This window comes from Embleya sp. NPDC059237, from assembly GCF_042754105.1.
GTDB lineage: Bacteria > Actinomycetota > Actinomycetes > Streptomycetales > Streptomycetaceae > Embleya.
This window is the reverse complement of the sequence record NZ_JBHZAE010000003.1, coordinates 165,217-187,838: the sequence shown is the minus strand read 5'-3', so window position 1 is coordinate 187,838 and position 22,622 is coordinate 165,217. Positions and strand designations below refer to the sequence as shown.

Genomic DNA, 22,622 nt, shown 5'->3' with positions numbered 1-22,622 from the left:
TCGCCCTACCGACGCTTCGCGCGGATCGCCCAGACCAGGAGCGCCACGGTCGCCAGGGCCGCGACGCCGGCGGGCACCGGTCCCCGCCGCGCCCGGATCGGGGCGGCCGGCCGCGTGTAGCGCAGCGGATCGGGGGTGTGCTCGAAGAGCGGGTCGGGCGCGGGGAGCCCGGGGGCTCGGCTCGGGGCGGTCATCGATGTGTGCTCCTCTGCGCGGTCCGGGTCGTGCGCATGCCGCCGGGCACCGCGACCGGGACCGTCTCCCCGATCCTGCCGGGGGCGCAGTCCCGGCAGGACCGAGGACACGGTCTCGGCGTGCGACGGCCTCGATCCTCGATCGGTGTCTCGGACCCGAGGCTAGAAAGGACCAAGCCGAGAGTCACGAATCATCACCCGGATGCCTCACCCGGCGTGTCCGACCGCTCGAACCTCACGTGCCGGCGCGCGGGCGCGGGCTCGTACTCCTCGGCGTTGTGGCACGTGTGAGCGAGTCGGGCTCGCGGGGCCGGCTTCCGGGCCACGCGTGCGGGTGAAGCTTCGGGCGGGAGGCGTGCCGCGCGGTGGGGCGGGGCGCTCGGGGGCCCAGGATCGGGGCGGTCGACCCGAGATCGTGCCGGCTTCGGCCGGCGGGATCGCCAGTGCCGGAGGTACCCGTGCCCACCGCGTCCGCGTCCCCCACTCGAGTGCGCCGTGCGGGCGCCGCGGTATTCGCCTGCTGTGTCGTGCTGTTCGGGCCGGCGAGCGCGCGGGCCGACGTGCCGACCGATCGGGTGCGGCCGGTGGCGGACCCACGGCCTGGCGCGGATTCCCGGCCCGGCGCCGATCCCCGGCCCGTGGCGGTACCCCGGCCGACCCTGCCGTCCGTGCCGCCTGCGCCGCCCGGGTTGCCGGGGCCGCGTGCCTTCGCCGACGTGGTGAGCACCCGCGCCGGGCAGTCGGTGAATGTCGCGGTCCTGGCCGACGACACCGGCGATGGGCTCGTCGTGCTCTCGCACACCAACCCCGAACACGGTCTGGTCTTCCAGGCCGAGGACACGACCGGGACGGACGCCGTACTGCGCTACACCCCGGGGCCGGGCTTCGTCGGCCGGGACGACTTCCGCTACACGGTGAGCGACCGGTTCGGGCGGCAGGCCACCGCGAACGTGCGGGTCGAGGTGACACCGGCCGCCACCCGGGTACGGGAATCCGCCGCGAGCCGCGTCGTGGACCAACTCCGCGCGACCCCGGCCGACGCGGCGAGCCGGCCGCCCGCGGCCGGGACCGGGCCGGGCGGCCGGGTGCTGCTCGTCGTGTTCCTGGGCTCGGCCGTGCTCGGCGCCGGTTTCCTGGCCCTGGTCGCGCAGCGTCGTCGGCCGCGCGCCCGGGCGGCTCACGCCTTCCGGTCGCCCTGGATCGATCGGTAGATCCCGTACAGCAGTTCGGCGATCCCGAGAATCAGCAGCACCATGCCGAGCTTCCCGGGTTCGAACACGGGCGTGTGCACATCGTCGGCAAACAGTTTCAGGCCCGCGCCCACCAGGGCGGTGACCAGGCCGGCCACCATCGAGCCGCGTGCCTTGGCCACGGTCCGTCTCCTTCACTCGACCTGCGGATACGCCCACGAGGCTAGGGCCGCGTCCCGCGTCGGCACGCCCTCCCTCGGGACGAAACGGCGTACACACTTCGGCCTAGACGCGCGGGACTTCGAGCCGCGGGCCGGCGGTCGCACGTCCCGCAGGGCCGATCGTCCGTAGGGGGTTTACCCCCACCCCAAGTGGCCGGCGGGCCCCATGGGCGGGTGCCGCGGGCGCTTCTAGCGTGGATTCGACGCCGCCCACGGGGAGCGGCCGAACGGCTGGAGGGTCATCGTGGGCGGGCAACCGACACGCGAGCGGGAGTGGGACACGAGCGGAGCCGGGCATGCCGATGCCGGGGAACCGGCGGTTCGGCTCGACGCGGTCCGCAAGGTCTACGGGAAGGGTTCCGCCTCGGTCGCCGCCCTCGACGGGGTTTCGATCGCCTTCACACCCGGCTCGTTCACCGCCGTGATGGGGCCGTCCGGCTCGGGTAAGAGCACCTTCCTGCACTGCGCGGCCGGTCTGGACCGGCCGACCTCGGGTGCGGTCACCGTGGCCGGTCGGGATCTCGCCGAGCTGAACGAGAACGCGCTGACCAAGCTGCGTCGGGAACGGATCGGCTTCGTCTTCCAGGCGTTCAACCTGCTGCCCACGCTCACCGTGGAGCAGAACGTCACCCTGCCGCTGCGCTTCGCCGGCAAGCGGGCGGACCGGCGCCACATCACCGAGGTGATCGCGCGGGTCGGCCTCACCGACCGGGCCCGACACCGCCCGCACGAGTTGTCCGGCGGCCAGCAGCAACGGGTCGCCATCGCCCGCGCGTTGGTGGTCCGGCCCGCCGTGCTGTTCGCGGACGAGCCGACCGGCGCGCTGGACACCCGGACCGCGGCCGAGGTGCTCGGGCTGCTCCGGGAATCGGTACACGTCGATGGCCAGACCATCGTCATGGTCACCCACGATCCGGTCGCCGCGTCCTACGCCGACCACGTGGTCTTCCTCGCCGACGGCCGGATCGCCGGCCGGCTGGCCGCGCCGACCGTGGACGCGATCGCGGACCGCATGACCCACCTGGGCGCCTTCGAGGCCGGCCCGGGCCGGTCGCTCGGCGGGGTGCGCTGATGTGGGGACTCGCGCTGCGCACGCTGCGTTTTCGGGCGGGCAGTTTCGTCGCGACCTTCGTCGCGCTGTGCTTCGGCGCCACCGTGGTGATGGCCTGCGGCGGCCTGCTCGAGACGGGCGTCCGCAACAACGCCCCGCCGCAACGCCTGGAGCGGGCCTCGCTGGCGGTGATCGGCGACCCCACCTACACCGGCCCGCGCAGCGGCGACGGCGACCGGGAGCGGGACTACGCACTGGGTGAGCGCGTCCCGTTGGACGCGGGCATGGTGGAGCGGGTGCGCGGCGTCGCCGGGGTGCAAGCAGTGGTCGGCGAGCGTACGTTCCGCACCGCGCTGATCGGTCCCGACGGCAACCGCAAGGCACAGGGCCACGCGTGGGACTCCGCCCAACTGACGCCGTACACCCTGGCCGGGGGCGTCGCGCCGACCGGGCCGGACGAGGTGGTCCTGGACACCACGCTCGCGCGCCGCGCGGCGGTCGACGTGGGCGACCGGGTCCGGATCGCCGCACACGGCGGGGCGCGCGCCTACCGGGTCAGCGGGATCGCCCGGCCCGCCCGCACGGTGCCGCAGGCAACGATGTTCTTCGCCGCGGCCGAGGCCGACCGGCTGTCCGCGCCCACCGGCGCCGTCGCGGACATCGCGATCGTGGCCGCACCGGGCACCGACCTCGGCGCGCTGCGCAAGGCGGTCTCCCGCGCGGTGCACGACGACCGGATCCGGATCCTGGCCGGGGACGATCGCGGCGCGGTCGAGCATCCCGAGATCCTGGCGAACAAGTCCGACCTGATCTCGCTGTCCGCGGTGTTCGGCGGTCTGGCCGTCGCGGTCGCGGTGTTCGTGGTGGCCGGCACGATCGGGCTGTCCGTACAGCAGCGGCGGCGCGAGTTCGCGCTGATGCGGGCGATCGGCGCCACCCCGCGCCAACTGCGCCGGATGTTGCTCGGCGAGACACTGCTGGTCACCGTGCTCGCGGCGGGTGTCGCCTGGTTCGCCGGCCCGGCGGCCGGGCGGGTGCTCTTCGATCGGTTGGTCGCCTCGGGGATGGTCGCCGAGACGGTGGAGTTCGAGCAGGGCTGGATCCCGGCGGTGGCTGCGGCGGGCGCAGTGCTGCTGACCGCGCTGGTGGGCGGGTTCGTCGGCGCCCGGCGCGCGGTGACCGCCAAGCCGACCGAGGCGCTGGCCGAGTCCGCCTTCCAGCAGCGATGGTTCAACTGGTTCCGGCTCGTGCTCGCGCTGATCGCGCTGGCCGGCGCCACCGCGTTGGGCCTGGTCACGGTGAACGTCCTGGAGGGTCCGATGGCGGCGAGCACCGCCGGCCCGGCGGTGATCTGCGCGGCGATCGGCCTGGCCCTGCTCGCCCCCGGGCTGACCAAACTGCTCACCTGGGTCCTGTACCGTCCGCTGGGCGCGCTGACCGGGCGGTCCGGCCGGATCGCGATGCTCGGCGCGCGGGTCACCTCGATCCGCACGGCCGCGGTGGTCACTCCGATCATGCTGGCGGTCGCGATCAGCACCGGCGAGTTGTACCTCCAGACCACCACGACCGGGCAGGCCGAGCGGGTGTACACGGAAAGCCTGCGGGCCGACGCGGTGGTGACCGCCGCCGTGGGCGGCGTGGACCCGGGCCTGGTCGAGCGGGTGCGGGCGATCCCGGGCGTGGCGAGCGCGAGCGCGTACACCGCGAGCGCGGGCTTCGTGGAGAACCCGCGTGTCGCGCCGGACAGCAGGCACGGGGTGCCGATGCAGGGCATCGACGTGGACACGGGCCCGGCCACCGTCGGGGTGACGGCCTCCGCCGGCTCGCTGGCCGAACTGCGCGGCGACACGGTGGCGTTGCCGAGGGCGCTGGCCCGGTCGATCCATCGTGGGCTCGGCGACACGATCCGGTTGCGGCTCGGCGACGGCGCCTCGGCGGACGTACGGGTGGTCGCGCTGTTCGAGAGCCGGCCCGGTTACGACACCATGCTGCTGCCGGTGTCCCTGCTCGCGCCGCACACCACGGACGGGCTGCCCGCGCAGATCCTGGTCCGCGCGGCCGAGGGCACGGATCCCGACCGGCTGGTCGCATCGCTGGGCGCCTGGGCCAAGGAGCACCCGGGGCTGCGGGCGGCCTCGCGCGACGCGCTGCTCGAAACGCACGCCGAGGAGTCGAAGACCCAGGCGTGGGTCAATTATCTGATCATCGGCATGCTGACCCTGTACACCGCGTTGTCCCTGGTCAACTCGCTGATCCTGGCCACGCACAATCGCCGGCGCGAGTTCGGGCTGCAACGCCTGAGCGGCGCGACCCGCGGCCAGATCATGCGGATGTCCGCGGTCGAGGCGACGCTGACCACGCTGATCGGGGTGATCCTGGGCACCGCGGCGGCGGCCGCCGCGGTGGTCCCGTTCAGCCTGTCGTTGACCGATTCGTGGTTGCCCATGGGCTCGATCCGGATCTACGCGGCCGTGGTCGGCACGGCGGCGGTGCTGACCTTCGCGGCGACGCTGCTGCCGACCTGGAAGGTGCTGCGGACGAACCCGGTGGCGGTGACGCAGGGCTGACCGGCCCGGTCACGCTCCGCTCAGGGCCCGGCCATCGTCGGGCGGTCGGCGGCGGTCACCAAGGCGGTGAAGGACAACGGGGCGCGGGGCGGCTCGGCGGTTTCGGTCGGGCGTGGGCCGAGGCCGTCCAGGGCCACGTCGAGGTGGTGGTGCAGGAGGGTGTCGTCGGTGTCGAGCCGGGCCAGGCCGCCGGGCAGCGGGCGGGAGAGCCGGATCGAGAGCAGGACCAGGTCGCCCATGCCGATGTCCGGGCGCAGCGTGCCCGCCGCGTGGGCGGCGTCGATCAGGGCCTCGACGGCGTGCACGGTGGCGGTTCGTACCCGCACCAACTCCGCGTCCACGACCAGCCCTTCGAGCAGCACCGGGATGACCGCGCCCATCCGCAGGTCGGCGGCGGCGTGGACGAAGCGACGCAGCGCCGCGTACGCGTCGTCGTCGACGCTCGCCGCCTCGTGCGCGGCCGTCTCCAGTCGGCCCAGGAGGTCCCCGGTGAGGTCGCGGACCAGCGACTCCCGGTCGGGGTAGCGCCGGTAGAGCGTGGCGGGGCCGACTCCGGCACGGCGCACGATCAGGTCCAGCGGCGCGTCCGGTCCACGCTCCAGGAAGACGTCGCGCGCCGCGTCGAGGATCCGCCGTCTGCTGCGTGCCGCGTCCGCCCGCATGGCGCACCGTCCTCGATGTCGAGAGCTAATCGGAGACTTTATCTCCGTCTATGGTATCGGTTTGAAACGGGAGCGAGGGAGCCGGACCGGGCCTGCGGATCCCCTGCGAATCCGGATTGGCCGTTGCCGTCCGAATCGGATTCATTTGGGCGCGCCACGCCCGCGACGACGGCGAAAAATGGGTTCAACGTCAACTTCCCCTTGCCGTCATGTACTTGCCGAATCCCCTTTAGGCTTCGGCCAACAAACCGGGTCACGACCGATCCGTGGGGGGATCGCCGTCGGGCCCTTTGAGGTGATGAGAGTAGGTATGACACCTTCAAGTGAACGGACGCACGGCGCCGCGCAGGGAGGACGCCGACTGCGATCGGCGTTACGCGCGCCCCGCTCCATAGGGGGCCTCGCGGCACTCGCCGTCGGATTCGGCGGTTTGGCACTGGCGGCGTCGCCTGCGTATCCGGCGACGGAGGACGGCTCCGTGACCGTCCGCGTCGTGCGGGCCGTGGACACCACCGGGGTATGGAGTCCCGCCCTGGAACCGGGCATGGGCGGCGTCACGGTGACGCTCACCAACGACGACGGCGCCAAGGTCACCGGGGTGACGGCCGCCGACGGCACGGTCAAGCTGGCGCCCGGTACGGCTCGGACGCCTTCGGGCAAGTATCGGATTCAGGTGGTGAATCCGAAGCCGGGTGTGCTGTTCCCGGCGTTCGCGTCGCGGAAGGGCTTGGGCGGCGGACCGAACGAACTGAGCAGCAACGAGGAGTTCGTCGACCTCGGCAACGGCAAGGATGTGGCGTACACGACGGGGCTGTGGAGCCCCGGCGACTACTGCCAGAAGAACGCGCCGCTGGCCACCGCTTGCCAGCCCGCGACGAACGAACCGACGTCCGCGCGGACATTGGTGACGTTCCCGTACAACGCGCGCGGCACGAACACCAACGTGACGGACCTGTCCACCAACGCCGCGACGGGCAACCTGTACGGCATCGGTTGGAGCAAGCCCGGCAAGCGGCTGTTCAGTTCGGCGCTGGCCAAGCGCGACACGGTGTACGGCCCCGGTGGCGCCGGCGGCATCTACGTCACCGACGTCGCCACGAAGAAGACGTCGCTGTTCACCACCGTCCCGGACGCCGGCACCTCGGCGCACGGCGTGGGCACCAGCGACAACGCCTTCCTCGCCGCGCCCGGCAAGGAGGGCTTGGGCGACCTGGAGGTTTCCGACGACGGCCGCGACCTGTTCGTGGTCAACCTCGAAAACCGCAAGCTGTACCGCTACGACGCCACTGCGGCGACCGCGACGGCGCCGGCGGCCTCGTACGCCATCCCGGACCCGGGCTGCCCGGCGCCGGGCGACTGGCGGCCGTTCGGTCTGGGACTGCAGGACGGCGTCGGATACGTCGGCGGCGTCTGCTCGGGCGCCTCGACCGGGAAGCTCTCGGACATGCGCGCCGTGGTCCTGGCCTTCGACCCGGCGTCGGGCACCTTCGGCAAGCAGGTGCTGAACCAGCCGCTGGACTACCCGCGCAAGGCCACGCTCGGCGGTGCCTGCCCGGGAGCCGCCTGGTTCCCGTGGACGGACACCTTCCCGGCGCAGCAGAACGGGCAGACGTGCGCCGGCGCCATGGCCAACCCCGAACCCGAGTTGGCCGACATCGCGTTCGAGACCGACGGCTCGATGCTGCTGGCCTTCCGGGACCGGTTCACCGACCGGACGACGGCGTACGCCCGGCCCGGGGAGCCGACGACCGCCATCGCGATGGTGGCCGGCGGCGACCTGAACAAGGCGTGCCTGTCCGAGGGCAAGTACGTCATGGACACGAACCTCGGCTGTGGCAAGACGCCGCGGGGCACCAGGTTCTTCGACGTGAACACCATGGGCGGCGGCCACCCGAACGCCGCCTACGCCGGCCTCGCGCTGTCGAAGGTGGAGGAGTTCGTCGCGACCGCCGGTGTCGACCCCATCGACACGCCGTGGAGCGCCGGCACGATGTTCACCAAGCGCGACGGGACGCGGCAACCCGCCGCGGGCCTGCGCTTGAACACCGAGGGCAACGCCTCCTTCGGCAAGGGCGCCTCGATGGGCGACCTGGAGGTGCTCTGCGACCAGGCACCGCTCCAGATCGGCAACCGGGTCTGGTACGACCCGGAGCGCAAGGGTGTCCAGGGCCCGAGCCAGCGTCCGGTGGAGGGCGCGACCGTCAACCTGTACGACGAGTCGGGCAAGGTGGTCGGGACGACCAAGACCAACAAGCGTGGTGAGTACTACTTCGACGACTCGAACGTGACCGGTGGTCTGAAGCCGAAGACCAAGTACACGATCCGGCTCGACAACCCGGCCGACTACGCGGCGAACGGGCCGCTGTACCAGTGGGTGCCGACCGAAGAGGGTGTCGGCGACAACCGCTTCGTGGACTCCAAGGGCAAGGTCCCGACCGGCGGGCGTTATCCGGAACGGGCGTTGACCACCGGCGGACCGGGCGAGAACGACCACACGTACGACTTCGGATTCCGCCAACAGGAGGGCGCGGTGCGCCTGGTCAAACACGACCAGGACGGCAAGGCGCTGGCCGGGGCGAAGTTCGAGTTGTGGCGGGAGACGAACGGGACCGAGGGCTTGCAGTCCGACGGAACCACTCCCGATACGAAGGTCGGCGAGCCCTGTACGACCGGGACGGACGGCATCTGCAAGCGCGACGTGCTGCCCGGGACGTACTTCTGGAAGGAGATCAGCCCTCCCGAGGGTTATGCCCCTCCGGAGAAGCCGGTGCTCGGCCCGCTCGTGCTGAACGCGCAGAACCTGGACGCCGGAGTCGAGGTGACGGCGGTCAACAAGCTGCTGCCGCCGACCACGCCTCCGCCGACGACGAGCGCGCCGACGACATCCGCTCCGTCCACGTCGGGCGGAAACCACGGTGGGTCGTCGGGGCCGCTGGCTCGGACGGGTCTGGGCGGGAACCTGCCACTGGTCTTCGGCGTCTCGGCGGCGATGATCGCGCTGGGTGGCGGGGCGCTGGTGTTGTTCCGTAGGCGCGGAGCGCGGCAGCAGTAACTCCGGGGTCGGCGGGCGGGGTTCGATACCGCGCGCCGATCGCCCGGCGGGCGGCCGGCGGCTGACGGCTGATGGCCGCCTGTTGCCGACTGTCGACTGCCGAAAGAGATGGAGCGGGCGGGTCCGCGGACCGATGGTCCGAGGGCCCGCCCGTGTGTTGATCGACGTGAGAGAAGGCATCCGCATGGCCCGGAAGAAGACCGGCGATCGCGCGCCGCGTCGGCGGCGGCTCTGGATCACGGCCCTGGTGGCGGTCGCGCTGTGCGGAAGCACCGCGGGCGGGCTGGCCGTGCATCGGGCGCTCTCCGACGACGGCGACCCGGACCGGGCCGTGACCATCGACGAGGCGGGACGCCTGGCGCTGTCGCGGCTGACGTTGTACCAGGCCAGTCCGGTCGCGGTGACGCTCACCGCCGCCGAAGGGGGCGGCGTCACGATCCGGGTCGAGGCGGTCGTGGACTACCGCAACCACCGGGCCGTGGGCGGCTATCAGGTCACCGGAGCCGCCGGCTCACTCGATCGGGGCCTGATCGTGTGGGACGGCGCCGGGCTGGGACTGGCGCCGGTGCCGGCGGGCGTCGACGGGCCGCCGTGGCAGCAGGCCGAACACATCCCCCGTTCCGGCTGGTCGTCGCGCGCCTTCACCGCGGACCCCCTGGACTCCGGACTGCGGCTGCTGATCCAACTCGGCGCGGACCGGCCCGACAACCCGATGCTGCTCGCCCAGTCGGGGGCACGCCGACTGGGCCGCGACCGCATCCAGGGCCGGACCTACGACAGGTTCTCCGGTCCGCGCGCCCAGGACGCCGCGCGCGGTGGGGCGTCCGCCGGCGAGTTGTCGCCGCTGACCTACTGGGTCGACGGTGACGGCGGCCTGCGCCGGGTGACGATGCGCATGCCGGGCCTGGGCACCCCCACGACCGTCGAGATCGGCGGGCGCGACGACAAGGTACGCATGCCCGAGGCGCCGTGGATCGCGGGCTGACCCCGCCGCGTCGACGGCGGCGGGGCGTTCAGCGCGGTCGCGGCATCGCGGCGGCGTCGGTCGGCAGGGCGTAGCGCTCGGGGTCGACCGCCCCGGGCAGGTCCGTCGCTGGCCGGCCGGGCACCGTCGGGTCGGGCATCGAGGGCTGCGCGGGCGGGGCGGGCACGGCGTGGAACGCGAGGCCGGGCGGCGGTTGCACGGCGACGGCCCGACCCGCCGGGACGGCCCGGCGCGGGGTGACGCCGCACCCGGCGAGGTCCTCCAGGCCGCTCGGGCTCTGTGTCGCGGGCGAGTTGCCGGTGAAGCAGTTGCCGGGGTCGGCCGAGGCCGTCACCAGGTCGGCGCCGTTGTCCGTGACGCGGTTGCCCTCGACGCGGTTGCCGACGGCCGGATGCCCCGCCGGGTCGGTGACGAGGACGCCGGCCGAGCGGTTGCCCCGGATGAGGTTGCGCGCGACGCGGTTCTCCTGGCCGCCGCCGATCCCGATGCCGATCCCGAAGCCTCCGTCGGCCTGTTCGGGCGTGTCCGACGCGTTGTTGTCGGTGATCACGTTGCCGGCGATCACCGCGCCGTGCTGCGGCGCGAGCGCCTCCAGGTCGTTGGAGTTCACCGTGACTCCGACGCGGTTGCCGACGACGCGGTTGCCGAGCACCGACAGGCCCTCCGAGGCGTTGGTGATCTCGATGCCGACCGCGTTGCGCTCCACCGTGTTGCCGCGTACCAGCGTGTCGCACGGCTTGCACTGGCCGACGTAGATGCCGGAATCGGCCTGCCCGGACGCGTAGGAGTCCTCGATGACACCACCACGCGCGTCGAAGGCGTAGATGCCGTAGAGCCCGTTGTTGTACGCCGTCACGTGGCCGGCCCGGAAACCCTGGAGCATCGGGAAGCGGGCGGTGTCCAGCGGGTTGTACGCCGAGCCGCCGGCACCCCGCCCCTGCAGTCGCTCGTCGGTGACACCGGTGAACAGGACGCCGTTGGCGAGGTAGCCGCGGACGGTGAGGTTCTCCACCACGGAGCCCGCGCCGGTGACGGTGATGCCGTTGGCGAGCCGCACACCGCCGTCGAAGACCACGGCGTTGCGATCCGTACCGCGCAACACCAGGCGCGGCACGGCGACCCGCACACTCTCCCGGTACACGCCGGGGCCGACCAGCACCGTGTCGCCCTCACGCGCGACATCCACCGCCTTTTGCACCGTGCGGAAGTCCTGCGGTACCCGCAGCACGTTCCCGGCGGGATGTTTCCCGGCGGACGGTTCGGCGTCCGTCGACGACGAGCAGGCCGCGACCGTCGGCGCGAGACAAACGAGCGCCAGCGACAGGTGGCGCAGCATCGTCGTCCGCGTCCGCGTCCGCGTCCGAGTCCGAAGGACGACAGGTCGGGACGTCCATGGACGTAACGAGCTTTGGGGAGGCAGGAGTTGCATGACAGGTGTTCTATCGTCTGCAATGTCGCCCATGCATACCGACCCGGAAAGTCGACAGGAGCAGGCGCGACCTGCCACATCCGGTTTGGGACGCAGAGCCCTGCTCGCGACCGGAGCGGCACTGGCCGCGGCGGTCGGCGCGGCGGCGGAACCGAAGGCGAGCCGACCACAGCGCCGCAACACCGCGTCCGACGCTCCGCCGGCGGCCGCGATCCCCTTCCACGGACTGCGCCAAGCCGGTGTGACGGGGCCTCAGTTACCCGCGACCCACATACTGTCCTTCGACGTCCCGCCGACGACCGCCGGCGCGGACCGCGAGACGCTGCGCAACATCCTCACCGCACTGACCCACACCCTGTCCGGCGCGGCCGCCGGCACACTTCCCGACTCGCGCCTGCACACCGGAGAGCCGACCCGCCTCGCCTGCGTCGTCGGCGTCGGCCCCACTCTCGCGACCCGCCTCGCCCTGAACGTGCCCGCCGAACTGGCCGACCTGCCCGCATTCCCCGGCGACCGCCTGGACCCGGTCCGCTGCAACGGCGACATACTGCTCCAACTCTGCGCCGCCGACCGCTGGACGCTCACCATCGTCGCCGAACTGGCCGCCGCCGCCGCACAGTCCGCCGGCGCCGTCCCCCGCTGGACCCAATCCGGCTTCCTGCCCCACACCCCGCCGGGCATCACCCCGCGCAACCTCTTCGGCCTCAAGGACGGCACCGCCAACCCCGACGACCCCACCGCCGGGCGCTGGGTCTGGGGCCCACCGGGAGCCCACGAACACGCGACCACCCTGGTGTTCCGCAAAATCCACATGGACGTAGCCGGCTTCGCGGCCGTTCCCCAAGACCACCAAAACAAAATAATCGGCCGCCGAGCCACCGACGGTGTCCCCTTGACCGGCACCGCCGAACACGACGACCCGGACATCTACGCCAAGCACCCGGACGGCTCCTACATCATCCCGGCCACGGCCCACGTCCGCCTCACCAGCCCCCGCCTCGACGCCGGCGCCCGCATGCTCCGCCGCAGCTACAACTACGACGACGCCCCCACCGACAGAGGCCTCCTGTTCTGCGCCTACATGCGCGACCCAGGCCTATTCACCCGAGTCCAATCCCGCCTCGCAGCCCGAGACGCCCTAAACCCCTTCCTCGAACACCGAGCCTCCGCAGTCGCCTACATCCTCCCGGGCACCCCACCAGGCGAACCCCTCGGCAACCGCCTCTGACCCCGGGAAAAACAACAAGGCCCAGGTCAGAAACCTACTGACCTGGGCCTTCGAGGAGCCGCCTAAGGGAGTCGAACCCTTGACCTACGCATTACGAGTGCGTCGCTCTAGCCGACTGAGCTAAGGCGGCTTGTCATTCCACCTTGTGGTGGCGACAGGGAATGAGTGTACACACCCGTCGGGGTGGTCGACACGCGCGTTTGGTGGGGGTCAGCGGCAGGTCTTGCCCTTGGGTGGGACGGTGGACTGGGTGAGGTAGTCGACGACCGTGCGGTCGACGCAGTCGCTGCCTCGGCCGAAGGCGGTGTGGCCGTCGCCGTCGTAGGTCAGGAGGTTGCCGGAGGCCAGTTGGCCGGCCAGGGACTGGGCCCAGGAGTACGGCGTGGCCGGGTCGCGGGTGGTGCCGACGACCAGGATCGGGGCGGCGCCCTCGGCGCGGATCGGGTGCGGTCGACCGCTCGGCGGGACCGGCCAGGACGCGCAGGCCAGGCCCGCCCAGGCGAGGTTGCGGCCGAAGGTCGGCGACGCCGCCACATACTCCGGCAGATCGCGCTCGACGTCCTCCCGGGTCGTCGCCGCCGGCGGGGCGTCCAGGCAGTTCACCGCCGCGTTGGCGGACATCAGATTGCTGTACCGGCCGTCCGCGCCCCGCTCGTAGTACTGGTCGTTGAGGTCGAGCAGCCGCTGTCCGTCCCCGCGCAGCGCCGCGTCGAGCGCGCGCCGCAGGTCCGGCCACTGGTCCTTGGAGTAGAGCGGCGACAGGATGCCCGTCGTCGCGATCGACTCGGTGACCCGGCGGGTCGCGTCGCCCGGGAGGGGGCGCGCATCGAGCTGTTGCAGCAGGCCGCGGATCTTGGCCAGCCCCGCCTCTCGGGTCGCGCCGAGGGAGCACGAGCCGCCGCCGACGCAGTCGTCCAGGAACGCCGCCAGCGCGGTCTCGAAGCCGCCGCCCTGCACCTTGTTGGCGGCCATCGCCGACTGGCTCGGGTCCATCGCGCCGTCCAGCACGAGGCGGCCGACCCGCTTGGGGTACAGCTCCGCGTAGGTCGCGCCGAGGAAGGTGCCGTAGGACGCGCCCAGGTAGTACAGCTTGGGGTCGCCGAGCGCGGCCCGCAGCAGATCCATGTCACGGGCCGCGTCGACCGTGCTCACATGGCCGAGCAGGTCCCCCGAACGGTCCGCACAGGCCCGGCCGTACGCCTTCTCCCCCTCGATCCACGCCTGCTCCTCCGCGGGGGTGTCCGGCGTCGCGTCGAGCTGGGTGAAGGCGTCCATCCCGTTGTCGGCCAGGCAGCCGATCGCGGTGCTGCGGCCGACGCCGCGCGGGTCGAAGCCGACGATGTCGAACCGTTTGCGCAGCTCGGCCGGGTAGCGGGTGGCCGCGTACTGCGCGAAGTCCAGCCCGGAGCCGCCCGGACCGCCCGGGTTGAGCACCAGCGAGCCGATGCGGTTCGCCCCGGTCGCCGGCTTGCGCATCACCGCGATCCGGATCTTCGGCCCGTCCGGCTTGGCATGATCCAGCGGCACCTGGAGCGTGCCGCACTGGAACCCGCCGGTACACGGGGTCCAGCCGATCGGTTCCACCGCGGGCGTCGGCGGCGCCGACTCGGTGCCCCCGCCGCCGCCCGAGTCACCGGTCGCCGGCGCCGTGGCGGTGTCCGCGACCCGGTCCGGCGACTTCGACGACGAACTCGACGAGCACCCCGCCACCAGGAGCAGACCGACCGCCGCGGCGGCGACCCTCGCGCACGAACCCCGCATCATGCGACCGCTCCTCCAGTAGTCCAGCCCGACCGTGTACCTCTGGGGAGGGTAACCACGCAGGCCGGCGATACTCCCCAACGACCCGACGACCCATGGACCCGGCGACCCATCGACCCGACCGCCGACACCCCTCAGCTACACCGCTTCCCCTTCGGCGGCATGGCCCCGCGCAACAGGAACCCCTCGACCGCCCCGTCCACACACGGGCTGTTGCCCCCGTACGCCGTGTGCCCCTCACCCTCGAAGGTCAACAGCGTCGCGTTGGCCAACTGCCCCGCCAGCTTCTCCGCCGAGGCGTACGGCGTCGCCGGATCCCCCGTCGTGCCCACCACCAGGATCGGCGCGCTCCCCTGCGCCCGGATGGCGTGCGGCTTGGCCGGCGACCTGAACGGCCAGTTCTCGCAGTTCTCCCCGGTCAGGTCCTCCGCGGTCACATCGCGCGACAGCAGCGGCGCCTCGGCCTTGAGCCGGTCCAGCGCCGCCTGCACCTGCGCCGGCGTCGGCGCCTCCCCCGCGCCGTCCGCGCAGCCGATCGCGACGAACGCGTCGGCGCTGTTGTCGTAGTGCCCCTGCTCGTCCCGACCGTTGTAGTTGTCGGCGTAGAACAGCAGGGCGTCCGGCGATCCGCGCACGATCGCGTCGGCGAGCGCGTCGCGCAGGTACTTCCACTCGGTGTCCTTGTCGCCGTACAGCAGGCTGACCACGCCCGTCCAGCCCAGGCTGGAGGTCAACGTCCGGCCGCCCCGGGAGGCGGCCAGCGGGTGCTGCTGCAGGCCGTCCAGGAAGTCGGCGGCCTTGCGCGGCGCGGTCTTCGGGTCGGTGCCGAGCGCGCAGCCCGGGCGCCCCGCGCAGTCCTCGGCGAACCGGCGCAACGAACGGTCGAAGCCGACCTGCTGTTCGACCGCCCGGCTCAGGTTGTCCGCGGCCGGGTCGACCGCGCCGTCCAGGACCAGCCGGCCGGTGCGGGTCGGGAAACGTTCGGCGTAGGTGGCACCGAGGTAGGTGCCGTAGGAGAAGCCGATGTAGTTGAGCTTCTCGTCGCCCAGCGCCGCGCGCAGGACGTCCATGTCGCGAGCCGCGTTGTCGGTGCCCACGAAGGGCAGCAGTTCGCCGGATCGGCTCTGGCACTCGGCCGCGTAGGCCCGCTCCCGCTCCTTGGCCCGGGCCTCGGCGCGGACCGGGTCCTCGGGCAGGTCCTCGGCCACGTACGCGTCGCGCTCGGCGTCGGTCATGCACTTCACCGGCGCGCTGCGATCGACCCCGCGCGGATCGAAGCCGATCAGGTCGTAGACGTCCTGAACCGGCTTGCCGATGGTGCTCTCGGACATCCACCACGCCGCCGTCACCCCGGAACCGCCCGGGCCGCCCGGGTTGATCAGCAACGAGCCGAGCCGCTGCCCGGGCTTGGCCGCGCTCTTGCGGGTGACCGCGATGTCGATCGTGCGGCCGGTCGGCCGGCTGTAGTCCAGCGGCACGGTGAAGTTCGCGCAGCGAAACGCCTTGGCCTGGCTGCGCTCGTCGTCGTCCTCGCTCTCGCAGGACTTCCAGGTGGGCCGCTGGGTGTAGAAGCGGGCCAGCGCCGGGTTGGGGTCGCCGGGCGTGGCCGGTGCCTTGCCGGCGCCCGAGGCGGGGCTCGACGCACTGGTGCGACCACCGCCCGCGGCGTCGCCGAGGTCGGACGCGACGGAACAGCTCGCGACGGTCGCGACGGCGAGCACGACCGGGATCGCACGGCCGAGGAGCCCCACTCGGGGTATTCGTTTCACCCGTACTGCCTACCATCCGCCGCACCCCGACGCACGAACGGGACCCGCTGCACCGGGGCCGCGACTCTTTCGCCGCGCCCCGCGTACCGAGCCCCGCCGCGCGCCGTCACGCGGCCGGGTTCCGGGTGTTGCGGCCGAGGAAGGTGAGCGCGTCGGGCAACTGACGCGTGATGTCGGTGGAGGTGCCGCCCGCGCCCGCGACCGCCTTGACCGTGGTCGGGGCCTTCGCCTTCGCGGCGAACTCGCTGCCGGTGGTGCCCGAGTGGCCGGACAGCATGATCGTCACGTCGGGTCGCGCGTCGAGCAGGCGAACCGGGTCGTTCGCCGTCTTGGCCGCCGAATCACCGCCCCACAGCGCGGACTTGAGCGTGGTCCGGCCGGACAGGCTGACCGCGCTCGCGTAGTACTGCGGGTATTGCAGGGCGTACTTGACCGCGCACAGCCCACCCGAGCCGTCCCCGATCAGCGCCCAGGACGCGCGGTCGGCGCTCGCGCGGTAGGTCGTCAGCACCGCCTCGCGCACGTCCTCGTTGTGGAAGGTGGCCATCTTCGGCCCCTTCGGGATGTCGCTGCACTCGGTGTCCTTGGCCGTGGTCAGGCCGGCTTCCACGTCCTGCTTCGAGTAGGGCATCAGTTCGGGCGCGACGACGATGTACGGCGGGACGGTGCCGGATTCGATGCCCGCGGCGAGCTTGCTCAGGAACGCCGACGAGTCGTCCGTGAAGCTGTTCGACTCGACGCCCGGCAGCGACGACTGGGCGACCAGGACGGGGTAGTTGCGGCCCTGGTTGGTGGGCGTGTCGTAGCCCGGCGGCAGCCAGACCCACACGTCGGCGGTGACCGCGGACTGCCGGCCCGTGACGGTCATCCGGTTGAGCGTGCCACCGGACTTGGTGCCGACCTTGGTGAACTTCTGCGGCGCGGCCTTGGGTTGGCCCGCGGTCGCCACTGGTTCCGCCGACGGGTCGACCCCGGTGGCGGCGACGTTCTGCGCGTCGTCGTGGGACATGTTGCGGTAGGCGAAGGTACCGCCGACCCCGGCGGCGATCACCGCGAAGGCGAGCAGGCCCACACCCGCCGGCGAGCGCACCCCGCGCCGACGGCGCCGCGGCGCCGGGTCGGGTGGGGCGGCTTCGGTTTCGGCCGGTCGTACCGGCTCGTGCCGGGCCAACGCGGCGGGCGCCGAGGAGGCGAGCCCGACCGGCGCGAACGGCAGTGGCACATCGGCCCGTTGCGGCGTCGCCCCGGCCGCGCCGGCGTCCCGCCCGACAGAGGTCGAAGCGACCGCCGCCCCCGGAGCGATCGCCGACCCCGAGGCAACCGTCGCCCCCGACGGCGCCGAGCCGACTTCCCGAACAGAGTCCCGAACGGGCTCGATCTCGCGCGCCGGCGCCATCGCCCGCTCCCGCACCGACACGTGTGGCACGACCGGCGGCAACTCGGCGGGCCGGGGCCCGGGTTCGCCCTCCGGACCGGCGATCGAAACGGCATCACGGCTCTTGCGCGCCCTCAGCACGAGAACGACAACCGCCCCGAGGGTCACCGCGATCAGCAGACCTTTGAGCGTCCTGGTCACGGAACGCAACCCCGCACCGTCCTTCCGAGCCTCACCCGTCACAATGTTCCCGCAGTTCCCGCAGTTCCCGCATGTTCCCGGGAACTCTCCCACGATGACGTCCGGGTGGGGGTTTCGGGTTCCGTCCGGCGAACACCTCCGCTCCAAGGAGTGAAGCGGCGTTCATCCCGGGTCGGTACGGCCTCAGCCGGTCCGCAGCGTCAACACCATCGCCTCGACCGCGAGCAGCGGCGCGACGTTGGCGTCGATCGCCCGCCGGCAGGCCAGGATCGCCTCGATCCGCCGCAGCGTCGCCTCCGGCGTGGACGTTCGGGCCACCGTGTCCAGGTCCGCCCGCAACACGTCGTTGGCCAACGGGACCGCGGCCCGCAACTGCAGCGCCAGCACATCCCGATAGAAGCCGGTCAGGTCCACCAACGCGCGGTCCAGGCAGTCGCGTTGGGTACGGGTGGCGCGCTTCTTCTGCTTGTTCTCCAACTCCTTCATCACGCCCGCCGTACCGCTGGGCATACGACCGCCGCCGACCGCGCCGAGCGCGGCCCGCAGATCCTCGGTCTCGCGCCCGTCCAGATCCGCCGCGACCTGCTTCGCGTCCTCCGCCGCCGCGTCCACCAGACGTTGTGCGGCGGCCATCGCCAAGCCGATGTCGCCGACCACCATCGGGATCCGCAGCACATCGGCGCGCCGCCCCCGGGCCTGCTCGTCGAGCGCCAGCCGGCGAGCGCTCTTGATGTCGCCGGCGGACGCCGCCGCGGCGAACGCGGCCATCGCCGGGTCGATCCCGTCCCGGCGCATCAGCAGATCGGCCACCGCCCCGGCGGGCGGAGTACGCAGCGCCACATGGCGACACCGCGAGCGGATCGTGGGCAGCGCGTCCTCCAGGGACGGCGCGCACAGCAGCCACACGGTGCGGTCGGCGGGCTCCTCGATCGCCTTGAGCAGGACGTTGCCCGCGCCCTCGGTGAGCCGCCCCGCGTCCTCCAGGACAATCACCTGCCAGCGCCCGCCCGCCGGCGTCATCGCCGCGCGGCGCACCAGGTCGCGGGTCTCCTTGACGCCGATCGAGAGCAGTTCGGTGGCGACCACGTCGACGTCGGCGTGTGTGCCGGTGAGCGCGGTGTGGCAGCCGTCGCAGTGTCCGCAGCCCGGTTCGGCGCCGAGCGCCAGATCGGGACTGACGCACTGCAACGCCGCCGCGAACGCGCGCGCGGCGGTCGCCGTACCCACCCCGGGCGGGCCGGTGAACAACCACGCGTGGGTCATCCCGCCGACGCCCTCGCCCGCGAGCACCGCCCGGGCCGCGCCGGCCGCGGTGCGCAGCTGCTCGGCGACCCGATCCTGCCCGACGAGGTCGTCCCAGACGGTCACGCGCTCTTGTCTCCTCGTTCCGGTGTGCCCGATACGACCGTACCGGGGCGCCGTGACAATCGACGCCACGTCACCCCGGTACCGCTCGTCCGCGACACCCCGGCGGGACCCGGGGTCAGGACTTGTAGGTCGAACCTCTAGGTCGGACTTGTAGATCGAACCTGTAGGTCGGACCTACAGGTCCGACGCGTGGGTCGGGTCACCCGACCCACGCGTCGGACCGTGCGTCAGGACTTGTTCCGACGCCAACGTCGCTTGCGCCCCGCCTCCTGCGCCGAGTCCGCGGCGGACGAGCCCTCCGCGTCGCCACCCTCGGCCGCGTCCGCGTCCGCGTCGTCCTCGGCCTTCCAGGGCCCCAGCAGATCGTCCGCCAGCGACTGACTCCCGGCGGCCGGCGGCGTCAGCACCGGCAGCGCGTGCGTCTCGTCCAGGCTCACCTGCGGGATCTCCCGGGTGTCCTCGGCCGCCTCGCGCAACCGGATCTGCCGCAATTCGGTGGTGTCGGCGTCGTCCGGCGACACCTTCGGGATGCCGTGCACGGGGGTGTCCGCGAGGGCGGGGTCGGGGCGCCTGATGCCGTGCACCGGCGTCTCGACCATGTCCGTGTCCGGCACCGGGCCCGCCTCCGCCGCGAGCGCGGCGGCCTCCTGCGCGGCCCGCGCCCGCGCCGACGCGGCGGCCTCGGCGGCCCGGGACGCCTCCCGTTCGGCCCGCCGACGATCCGCCTCGGCGCGGCGCAGGGCGTCCTCCGCCCGGCGGCGCTCCTCGGCGTGCCGCCGCTCGTCGGCCACCCGCACGGCCTCCTCGGCGCGCATGCGCTCGACCTCGCGGGCCGCCTCGGCCTCCAGCCGCTCGCGCTCCTCCTCGGCCGACCGCTGCCGCTCCAGGGCGGCCTCGCGCTCCTCCTCGGCACTGGCCCGCGCCTGCTCGGCCTGCAGCGCCGACGCCTCCTCCAGCCGGCGGCGCTGCTCGTCCCGGCGCTCGGCCTCCTCCTCGGCGCGCACCCTGGCCTCCTCGGCCCGGGCCTTGGCCTCCTCGGCCAGCCGCTGCTGCTCCTCGGCCCGTCGTTCGGCCTCCAGCGCCAGCCGGCGTCGCTCCGACTCGGCGTGCAGCCGGGCCTCCTCCGCCGCCTCGGCCGCGGCGCGGGCCCGCTCGTCGGCCTCGGCCGCGATCCGACGGGCCTGCTCCTCGGCGTACCGCTGCTCCTCCTCGGCGAGCCGGGCCGACTCCTCGTCCAGCCGGGCCTGTTCGGCCTGCCGCTGGCGCTCCTCGCTCTCCGCCCGCAACCGGGCGATCAGCGCGGCCTTCTCCGCGTCCCGGGCGGCCTGCTCGGCCTTGCGCCGGGCGTCCTCCTCGCGCATCCGCTTGGCCAGCTCCAGCGCCTGGCGCTTCTCCTGCTCGGAGAGCGGGAGTTCGCGGTCGAGCCGGTGCCGGATCGGCGTGGTGACCGCGTCCGGCTCCTGGTCGGCGTCCACCACCAGGTAGCGGTCCGGGTCGTGCGCGGCCAAGTCCAGGAACGCGTGCCGCACCCGCAGGTGGAACTCGCTCGACTCGGACTCGATCCGGTCGGGCGCCTCGGTGAAGCGCGCGTGTCCGACCGCCGGGTCCAGGTCGAGCAGGATGGTCAGGTCGGGCAGCAGACCGTCGGTGGCCCAGCGCGAGACCCGGCCGATCTCGCGCGCGCCCAACGAACGCCCGGCGCCCTGGTAGGCGATCGAGGAGTCGATGTAGCGGTCGCTGATCACGATCGCGCCGCGCCGCAGGGCGGGCAGGATCACGGTCTGCACATGCTCGGCCCGGTCCGCCGCGTACAGCAGCGCCTCGGTGCGCGGGTCGACCGGCTCGCCGTCCAGGTCGAGCAACATCGCCCGCAGCCGCTTGCCGACCTCGGTCGCGCCGGGCTCGCGGGTGACCACCACCTCGTGGCCCTTGGCCCGTATCCAGGCCGCGATCGCGTTGGCCTGGGTCGACTTGCCCGCTCCCTCGCCGCCCTCCAGGGCGATGAAGAAGCCGGTGGCGCCGGCCGGTCGGCCGGTGATGTGGTCCTCGTTGCGGGTCGCCGCGGCCAGGTCGCGCAGGATCGGCACGCCGCGCCGATCGTCCACGCTCAGCAGCGCGATCCAGCCCAGGATCACCACGAGCACGCCGGTGCCGCCCAGGACCAACGCGGCGCCGCTGTAGTCGAAGGTGAACCGGTCCGCGACCACCCACGAACGCACGCCCACGTAGCCCGCGGCAATCGGCCCGGCCACCAGCGCCACGAACAGCACGACGCGCACGATGAGTTGGGCGAACGCGAAGGCCCGGGCCCGCATGTCCTCGCCGAAGTCGAGGCCGTACATGGTGTATCCGGTGACCCAGGCGACGCCCGCGAACACCCCGAGCACGGCGGCGAGCACCGCTGCCATGACCACGTTGGCGACCGCGCCCAGGATCAGCAGGGTCAGCCCGGCGCACATCACGGCCATGCCGTACAGCCGCCGCCGGCTGAACGCCGGCACCACCCTCGGGCCCCACAACATGCCCGCGCTGACACCCGCGATGAGCATCAGGAACACGGTGCCGTACGCCGCGTTGCCCGCGTGCAGCCCGACCACGAGCAGCGGCGCGGTGGACACCAGCGCGCCACCCGCCAGGAACAGCGCGACCATCCCGACGATCAGACCGCGCGCGGTCCGGCCGTGGCCGAACACCCGGCGTCCGTCGGCGAGCACCTTGAACGGATTGGGCCGCCGAGTGCTGACCGAGCGCCCGCGCGTGGGCATCCGGATCAGGAACGCGAAGACCGCGGCGAGCAGGAACACCGCGCCTGCGAGGTAGAACGCCAGGTTCGAGGGGTGCTCGACGAACATCGACACGTCGTGCGAGAACGCGGTGCCGACCAGCGCGCCGAGGATGAACAACAGCGCCGCCGCCGGGGCCGCGCCGTAGGAGGTCACGAGGTTGAACTGATTGGCGGTGCCCAGCCGTTGCCGGGGCACCAGGTTGGGCACGGTGGCGTCCCGCGCGGGCCCGGCGAGCGCGCCGATCACGGCGACCACCGCGGTCGCGCCCCAGATCCACCACATCCGGTCCACGAACGGCACGGACACGAGCACCAGGGCCCGGACCACGTCGCACGTGACCAGCGTCCAGCGCCGATCGAGATGGTCCACGATCGCGCCCGCCACCGAGGCGGTCAGCGCGGCCGGCACCATCCGCAGCGCGAACACCACTGCGACCGCCGTGGCGTGCTTGCGGTAGTCGCCCTCGACCGTCCACAGCGCGGCCGAGGTCAGCGCGAGGAGCGCGAGCCAGTCACCGAGCGCGGAGGCCGCGACCGCGAACCAAAAGCGCCGGAACGGGCGGATGCTCAGCACGCCCCCGACGCTCTCCGTCGGTTCGACCTGACGGGGCGGTATCGCCGAATCCGGCGCTTGCTGCTCCGCGTTCGTCATACGGAGAACCCTAACGTCGTCATCTGACGGGAAACGGCAACCTGGACCGGATCCCCGTGTTCCGGCGGCGGGACCGTAGCACAGGGCCCGCGGTCGTCGCCGCAACCGACCGGGGCGACGCCGGATCCCGCC

15 protein-coding genes and 1 tRNA gene are annotated in these 22,622 nt (G+C 72.9%); 6 read left to right on the top strand and 10 right to left on the bottom strand.

The genetic code is table 11. The annotated features are described in order from the left end of the window. Nucleotides 1-5: 5 nt before the first annotated feature. Nucleotides 6-194 carry a hypothetical protein gene (locus ACFXKZ_RS11420; protein ID WP_379998968.1) on the bottom strand — a complete coding sequence of 63 codons (189 nt, stop codon included), beginning with the start codon at nt 192-194 and terminating at the stop codon, nt 6-8. 668 nt (nt 195-862) lie between these two features. On the opposite strand from ACFXKZ_RS11420, the gene ACFXKZ_RS11415 reads away from it, so the two are divergent. Next, nucleotides 863-1,405 carry an Ig-like domain-containing protein gene (locus ACFXKZ_RS11415; protein ID WP_379998966.1) on the top strand — a complete coding sequence of 181 codons (543 nt, stop codon included), beginning with the start codon at nt 863-865 and terminating at the stop codon, nt 1,403-1,405. Here ACFXKZ_RS11415 and ACFXKZ_RS11410 read toward each other — a convergent pair. Next, nucleotides 1,372-1,566, bottom strand: coding sequence for a DUF5708 family protein (locus ACFXKZ_RS11410; protein ID WP_379998964.1), 195 nt, complete (start codon nt 1,564-1,566; stop codon nt 1,372-1,374). The genes ACFXKZ_RS11415 and ACFXKZ_RS11410 overlap by 34 nt on opposite strands. Before the next feature lie 283 nt (nt 1,567-1,849). Here ACFXKZ_RS11410 and ACFXKZ_RS11405 point away from each other — a divergent pair, with 283 nt between their 5' ends. After that, nucleotides 1,850-2,677, top strand: a complete 828-nt coding sequence (locus tag ACFXKZ_RS11405; protein WP_379998962.1) for an ABC transporter ATP-binding protein — start codon at nt 1,850-1,852, stop codon at nt 2,675-2,677. Continuing rightward, nucleotides 2,677-5,223 (top strand): FtsX-like permease family protein, encoded by a 2,547-nt coding sequence (locus ACFXKZ_RS11400; RefSeq protein ID WP_379998960.1) that lies wholly within the window; start codon nt 2,677-2,679, stop codon nt 5,221-5,223. The genes ACFXKZ_RS11405 and ACFXKZ_RS11400 overlap by 1 nt, the downstream gene beginning before the upstream one ends. A gap of 20 nt (nt 5,224-5,243) precedes the next feature. On the opposite strand, the gene ACFXKZ_RS11395 is transcribed toward ACFXKZ_RS11400, so the two are convergent. Then, complete coding sequence (locus ACFXKZ_RS11395) at nt 5,244-5,885, bottom strand: TetR/AcrR family transcriptional regulator (protein ID WP_379998958.1); 642 nt, start codon at nt 5,883-5,885, stop codon at nt 5,244-5,246. Nucleotides 5,886-6,363: 478 nt separating this feature from the next. Between ACFXKZ_RS11395 and ACFXKZ_RS11390 the strand changes: the two genes are divergently transcribed. Then, the gene (locus tag ACFXKZ_RS11390; RefSeq protein WP_379998956.1) at nt 6,364-8,937 is read left to right on the top strand and encodes an SdrD B-like domain-containing protein; all 2,574 of its coding nucleotides are present in this window, start codon (nt 6,364-6,366) and stop codon (nt 8,935-8,937) included. Nucleotides 8,938-9,121: 184 nt separating this feature from the next. Then, nucleotides 9,122-9,922: a hypothetical protein gene (locus tag ACFXKZ_RS11385; RefSeq protein WP_379998954.1), complete on the top strand. Its 801-nt coding sequence runs from the start codon at nt 9,122-9,124 to the stop codon at nt 9,920-9,922. 28 nt (nt 9,923-9,950) lie between these two features. Here the strand turns inward: ACFXKZ_RS11385 and ACFXKZ_RS11380 are convergent, their stop codons facing one another. Next, a complete protein-coding gene (locus ACFXKZ_RS11380; protein WP_379998952.1) occupies nt 9,951-11,258 on the bottom strand; it encodes a right-handed parallel beta-helix repeat-containing protein in 1,308 nt (435 codons plus the stop codon). 124 nt (nt 11,259-11,382) lie between these two features. Here ACFXKZ_RS11380 and ACFXKZ_RS11375 point away from each other — a divergent pair, with 124 nt between their 5' ends. Then, nucleotides 11,383-12,579: a Dyp-type peroxidase gene (locus ACFXKZ_RS11375; RefSeq protein ID WP_379998950.1), complete on the top strand. Its 1,197-nt coding sequence runs from the start codon at nt 11,383-11,385 to the stop codon at nt 12,577-12,579. Nucleotides 12,580-12,635: 56 nt separating this feature from the next. Here the strand turns inward: ACFXKZ_RS11375 and ACFXKZ_RS11370 are convergent. The 6 genes from ACFXKZ_RS11370 to tmk all read right to left on the bottom strand — a co-directional run bounded on the left by ACFXKZ_RS11370 (nt 12,636) and on the right by tmk (nt 22,490). Continuing rightward, nucleotides 12,636-12,709: transfer RNA gene (locus tag ACFXKZ_RS11370), tRNA-Thr, on the bottom strand. Nucleotides 12,710-12,789: 80 nt separating this feature from the next. After that, on the bottom strand, nt 12,790-14,343 hold the full coding sequence (locus ACFXKZ_RS11365; protein ID WP_379998948.1) for an alpha/beta hydrolase: 1,554 nt from the start codon (nt 14,341-14,343) through the stop codon (nt 12,790-12,792). Between the two features lie 131 nt (nt 14,344-14,474). Then, on the bottom strand, nt 14,475-16,109 hold the full coding sequence (locus ACFXKZ_RS11360; protein ID WP_379998946.1) for an alpha/beta hydrolase: 1,635 nt from the start codon (nt 16,107-16,109) through the stop codon (nt 14,475-14,477). A gap of 106 nt (nt 16,110-16,215) precedes the next feature. Then, nucleotides 16,216-17,685, bottom strand: a complete 1,470-nt coding sequence (locus tag ACFXKZ_RS11355; RefSeq protein ID WP_379998944.1) for an alpha/beta hydrolase-fold protein — start codon at nt 17,683-17,685, stop codon at nt 16,216-16,218. Nucleotides 17,686-17,868: 183 nt separating this feature from the next. Then, a complete protein-coding gene (locus tag ACFXKZ_RS11350; RefSeq protein WP_379998942.1) occupies nt 17,869-19,053 on the bottom strand; it encodes a DNA polymerase III subunit delta' in 1,185 nt (394 codons plus the stop codon). Between the two features lie 227 nt (nt 19,054-19,280). Then, on the bottom strand, nt 19,281-22,490 hold the full coding sequence (tmk, locus tag ACFXKZ_RS11345; RefSeq protein ID WP_379998940.1) for a dTMP kinase: 3,210 nt from the start codon (nt 22,488-22,490) through the stop codon (nt 19,281-19,283). Nucleotides 22,491-22,622 lie beyond the last annotated feature (132 nt).

Excerpts from the sequence above, each read along its gene's own strand:
- ACFXKZ_RS11420 (WP_379998968.1), bottom strand. The coding sequence starts at position 194 with ATGACCGCCCCGAGCCGAGCCCCCGGGCTCCCCGCGCCCGACCCGCTC.
- ACFXKZ_RS11400 (WP_379998960.1), top strand. The coding sequence starts at position 2,677 with ATGTGGGGACTCGCGCTGCGCACGCTGCGTTTTCGGGCGGGCAGTTTC.
- ACFXKZ_RS11395 (WP_379998958.1), bottom strand. The coding sequence starts at position 5,885 with ATGCGGGCGGACGCGGCACGCAGCAGACGGCGGATCCTCGACGCGGCG.
- ACFXKZ_RS11385 (WP_379998954.1), top strand. The coding sequence starts at position 9,122 with ATGGCCCGGAAGAAGACCGGCGATCGCGCGCCGCGTCGGCGGCGGCTC.
- ACFXKZ_RS11380 (WP_379998952.1), bottom strand. The coding sequence starts at position 11,258 with ATGCTGCGCCACCTGTCGCTGGCGCTCGTTTGTCTCGCGCCGACGGTC.
- ACFXKZ_RS11375 (WP_379998950.1), top strand. The coding sequence starts at position 11,383 with ATGCATACCGACCCGGAAAGTCGACAGGAGCAGGCGCGACCTGCCACA.
- ACFXKZ_RS11365 (WP_379998948.1), bottom strand. The coding sequence starts at position 14,343 with ATGATGCGGGGTTCGTGCGCGAGGGTCGCCGCCGCGGCGGTCGGTCTG.
- tmk (WP_379998940.1), bottom strand. The coding sequence starts at position 22,490 with ATGACGAACGCGGAGCAGCAAGCGCCGGATTCGGCGATACCGCCCCGT.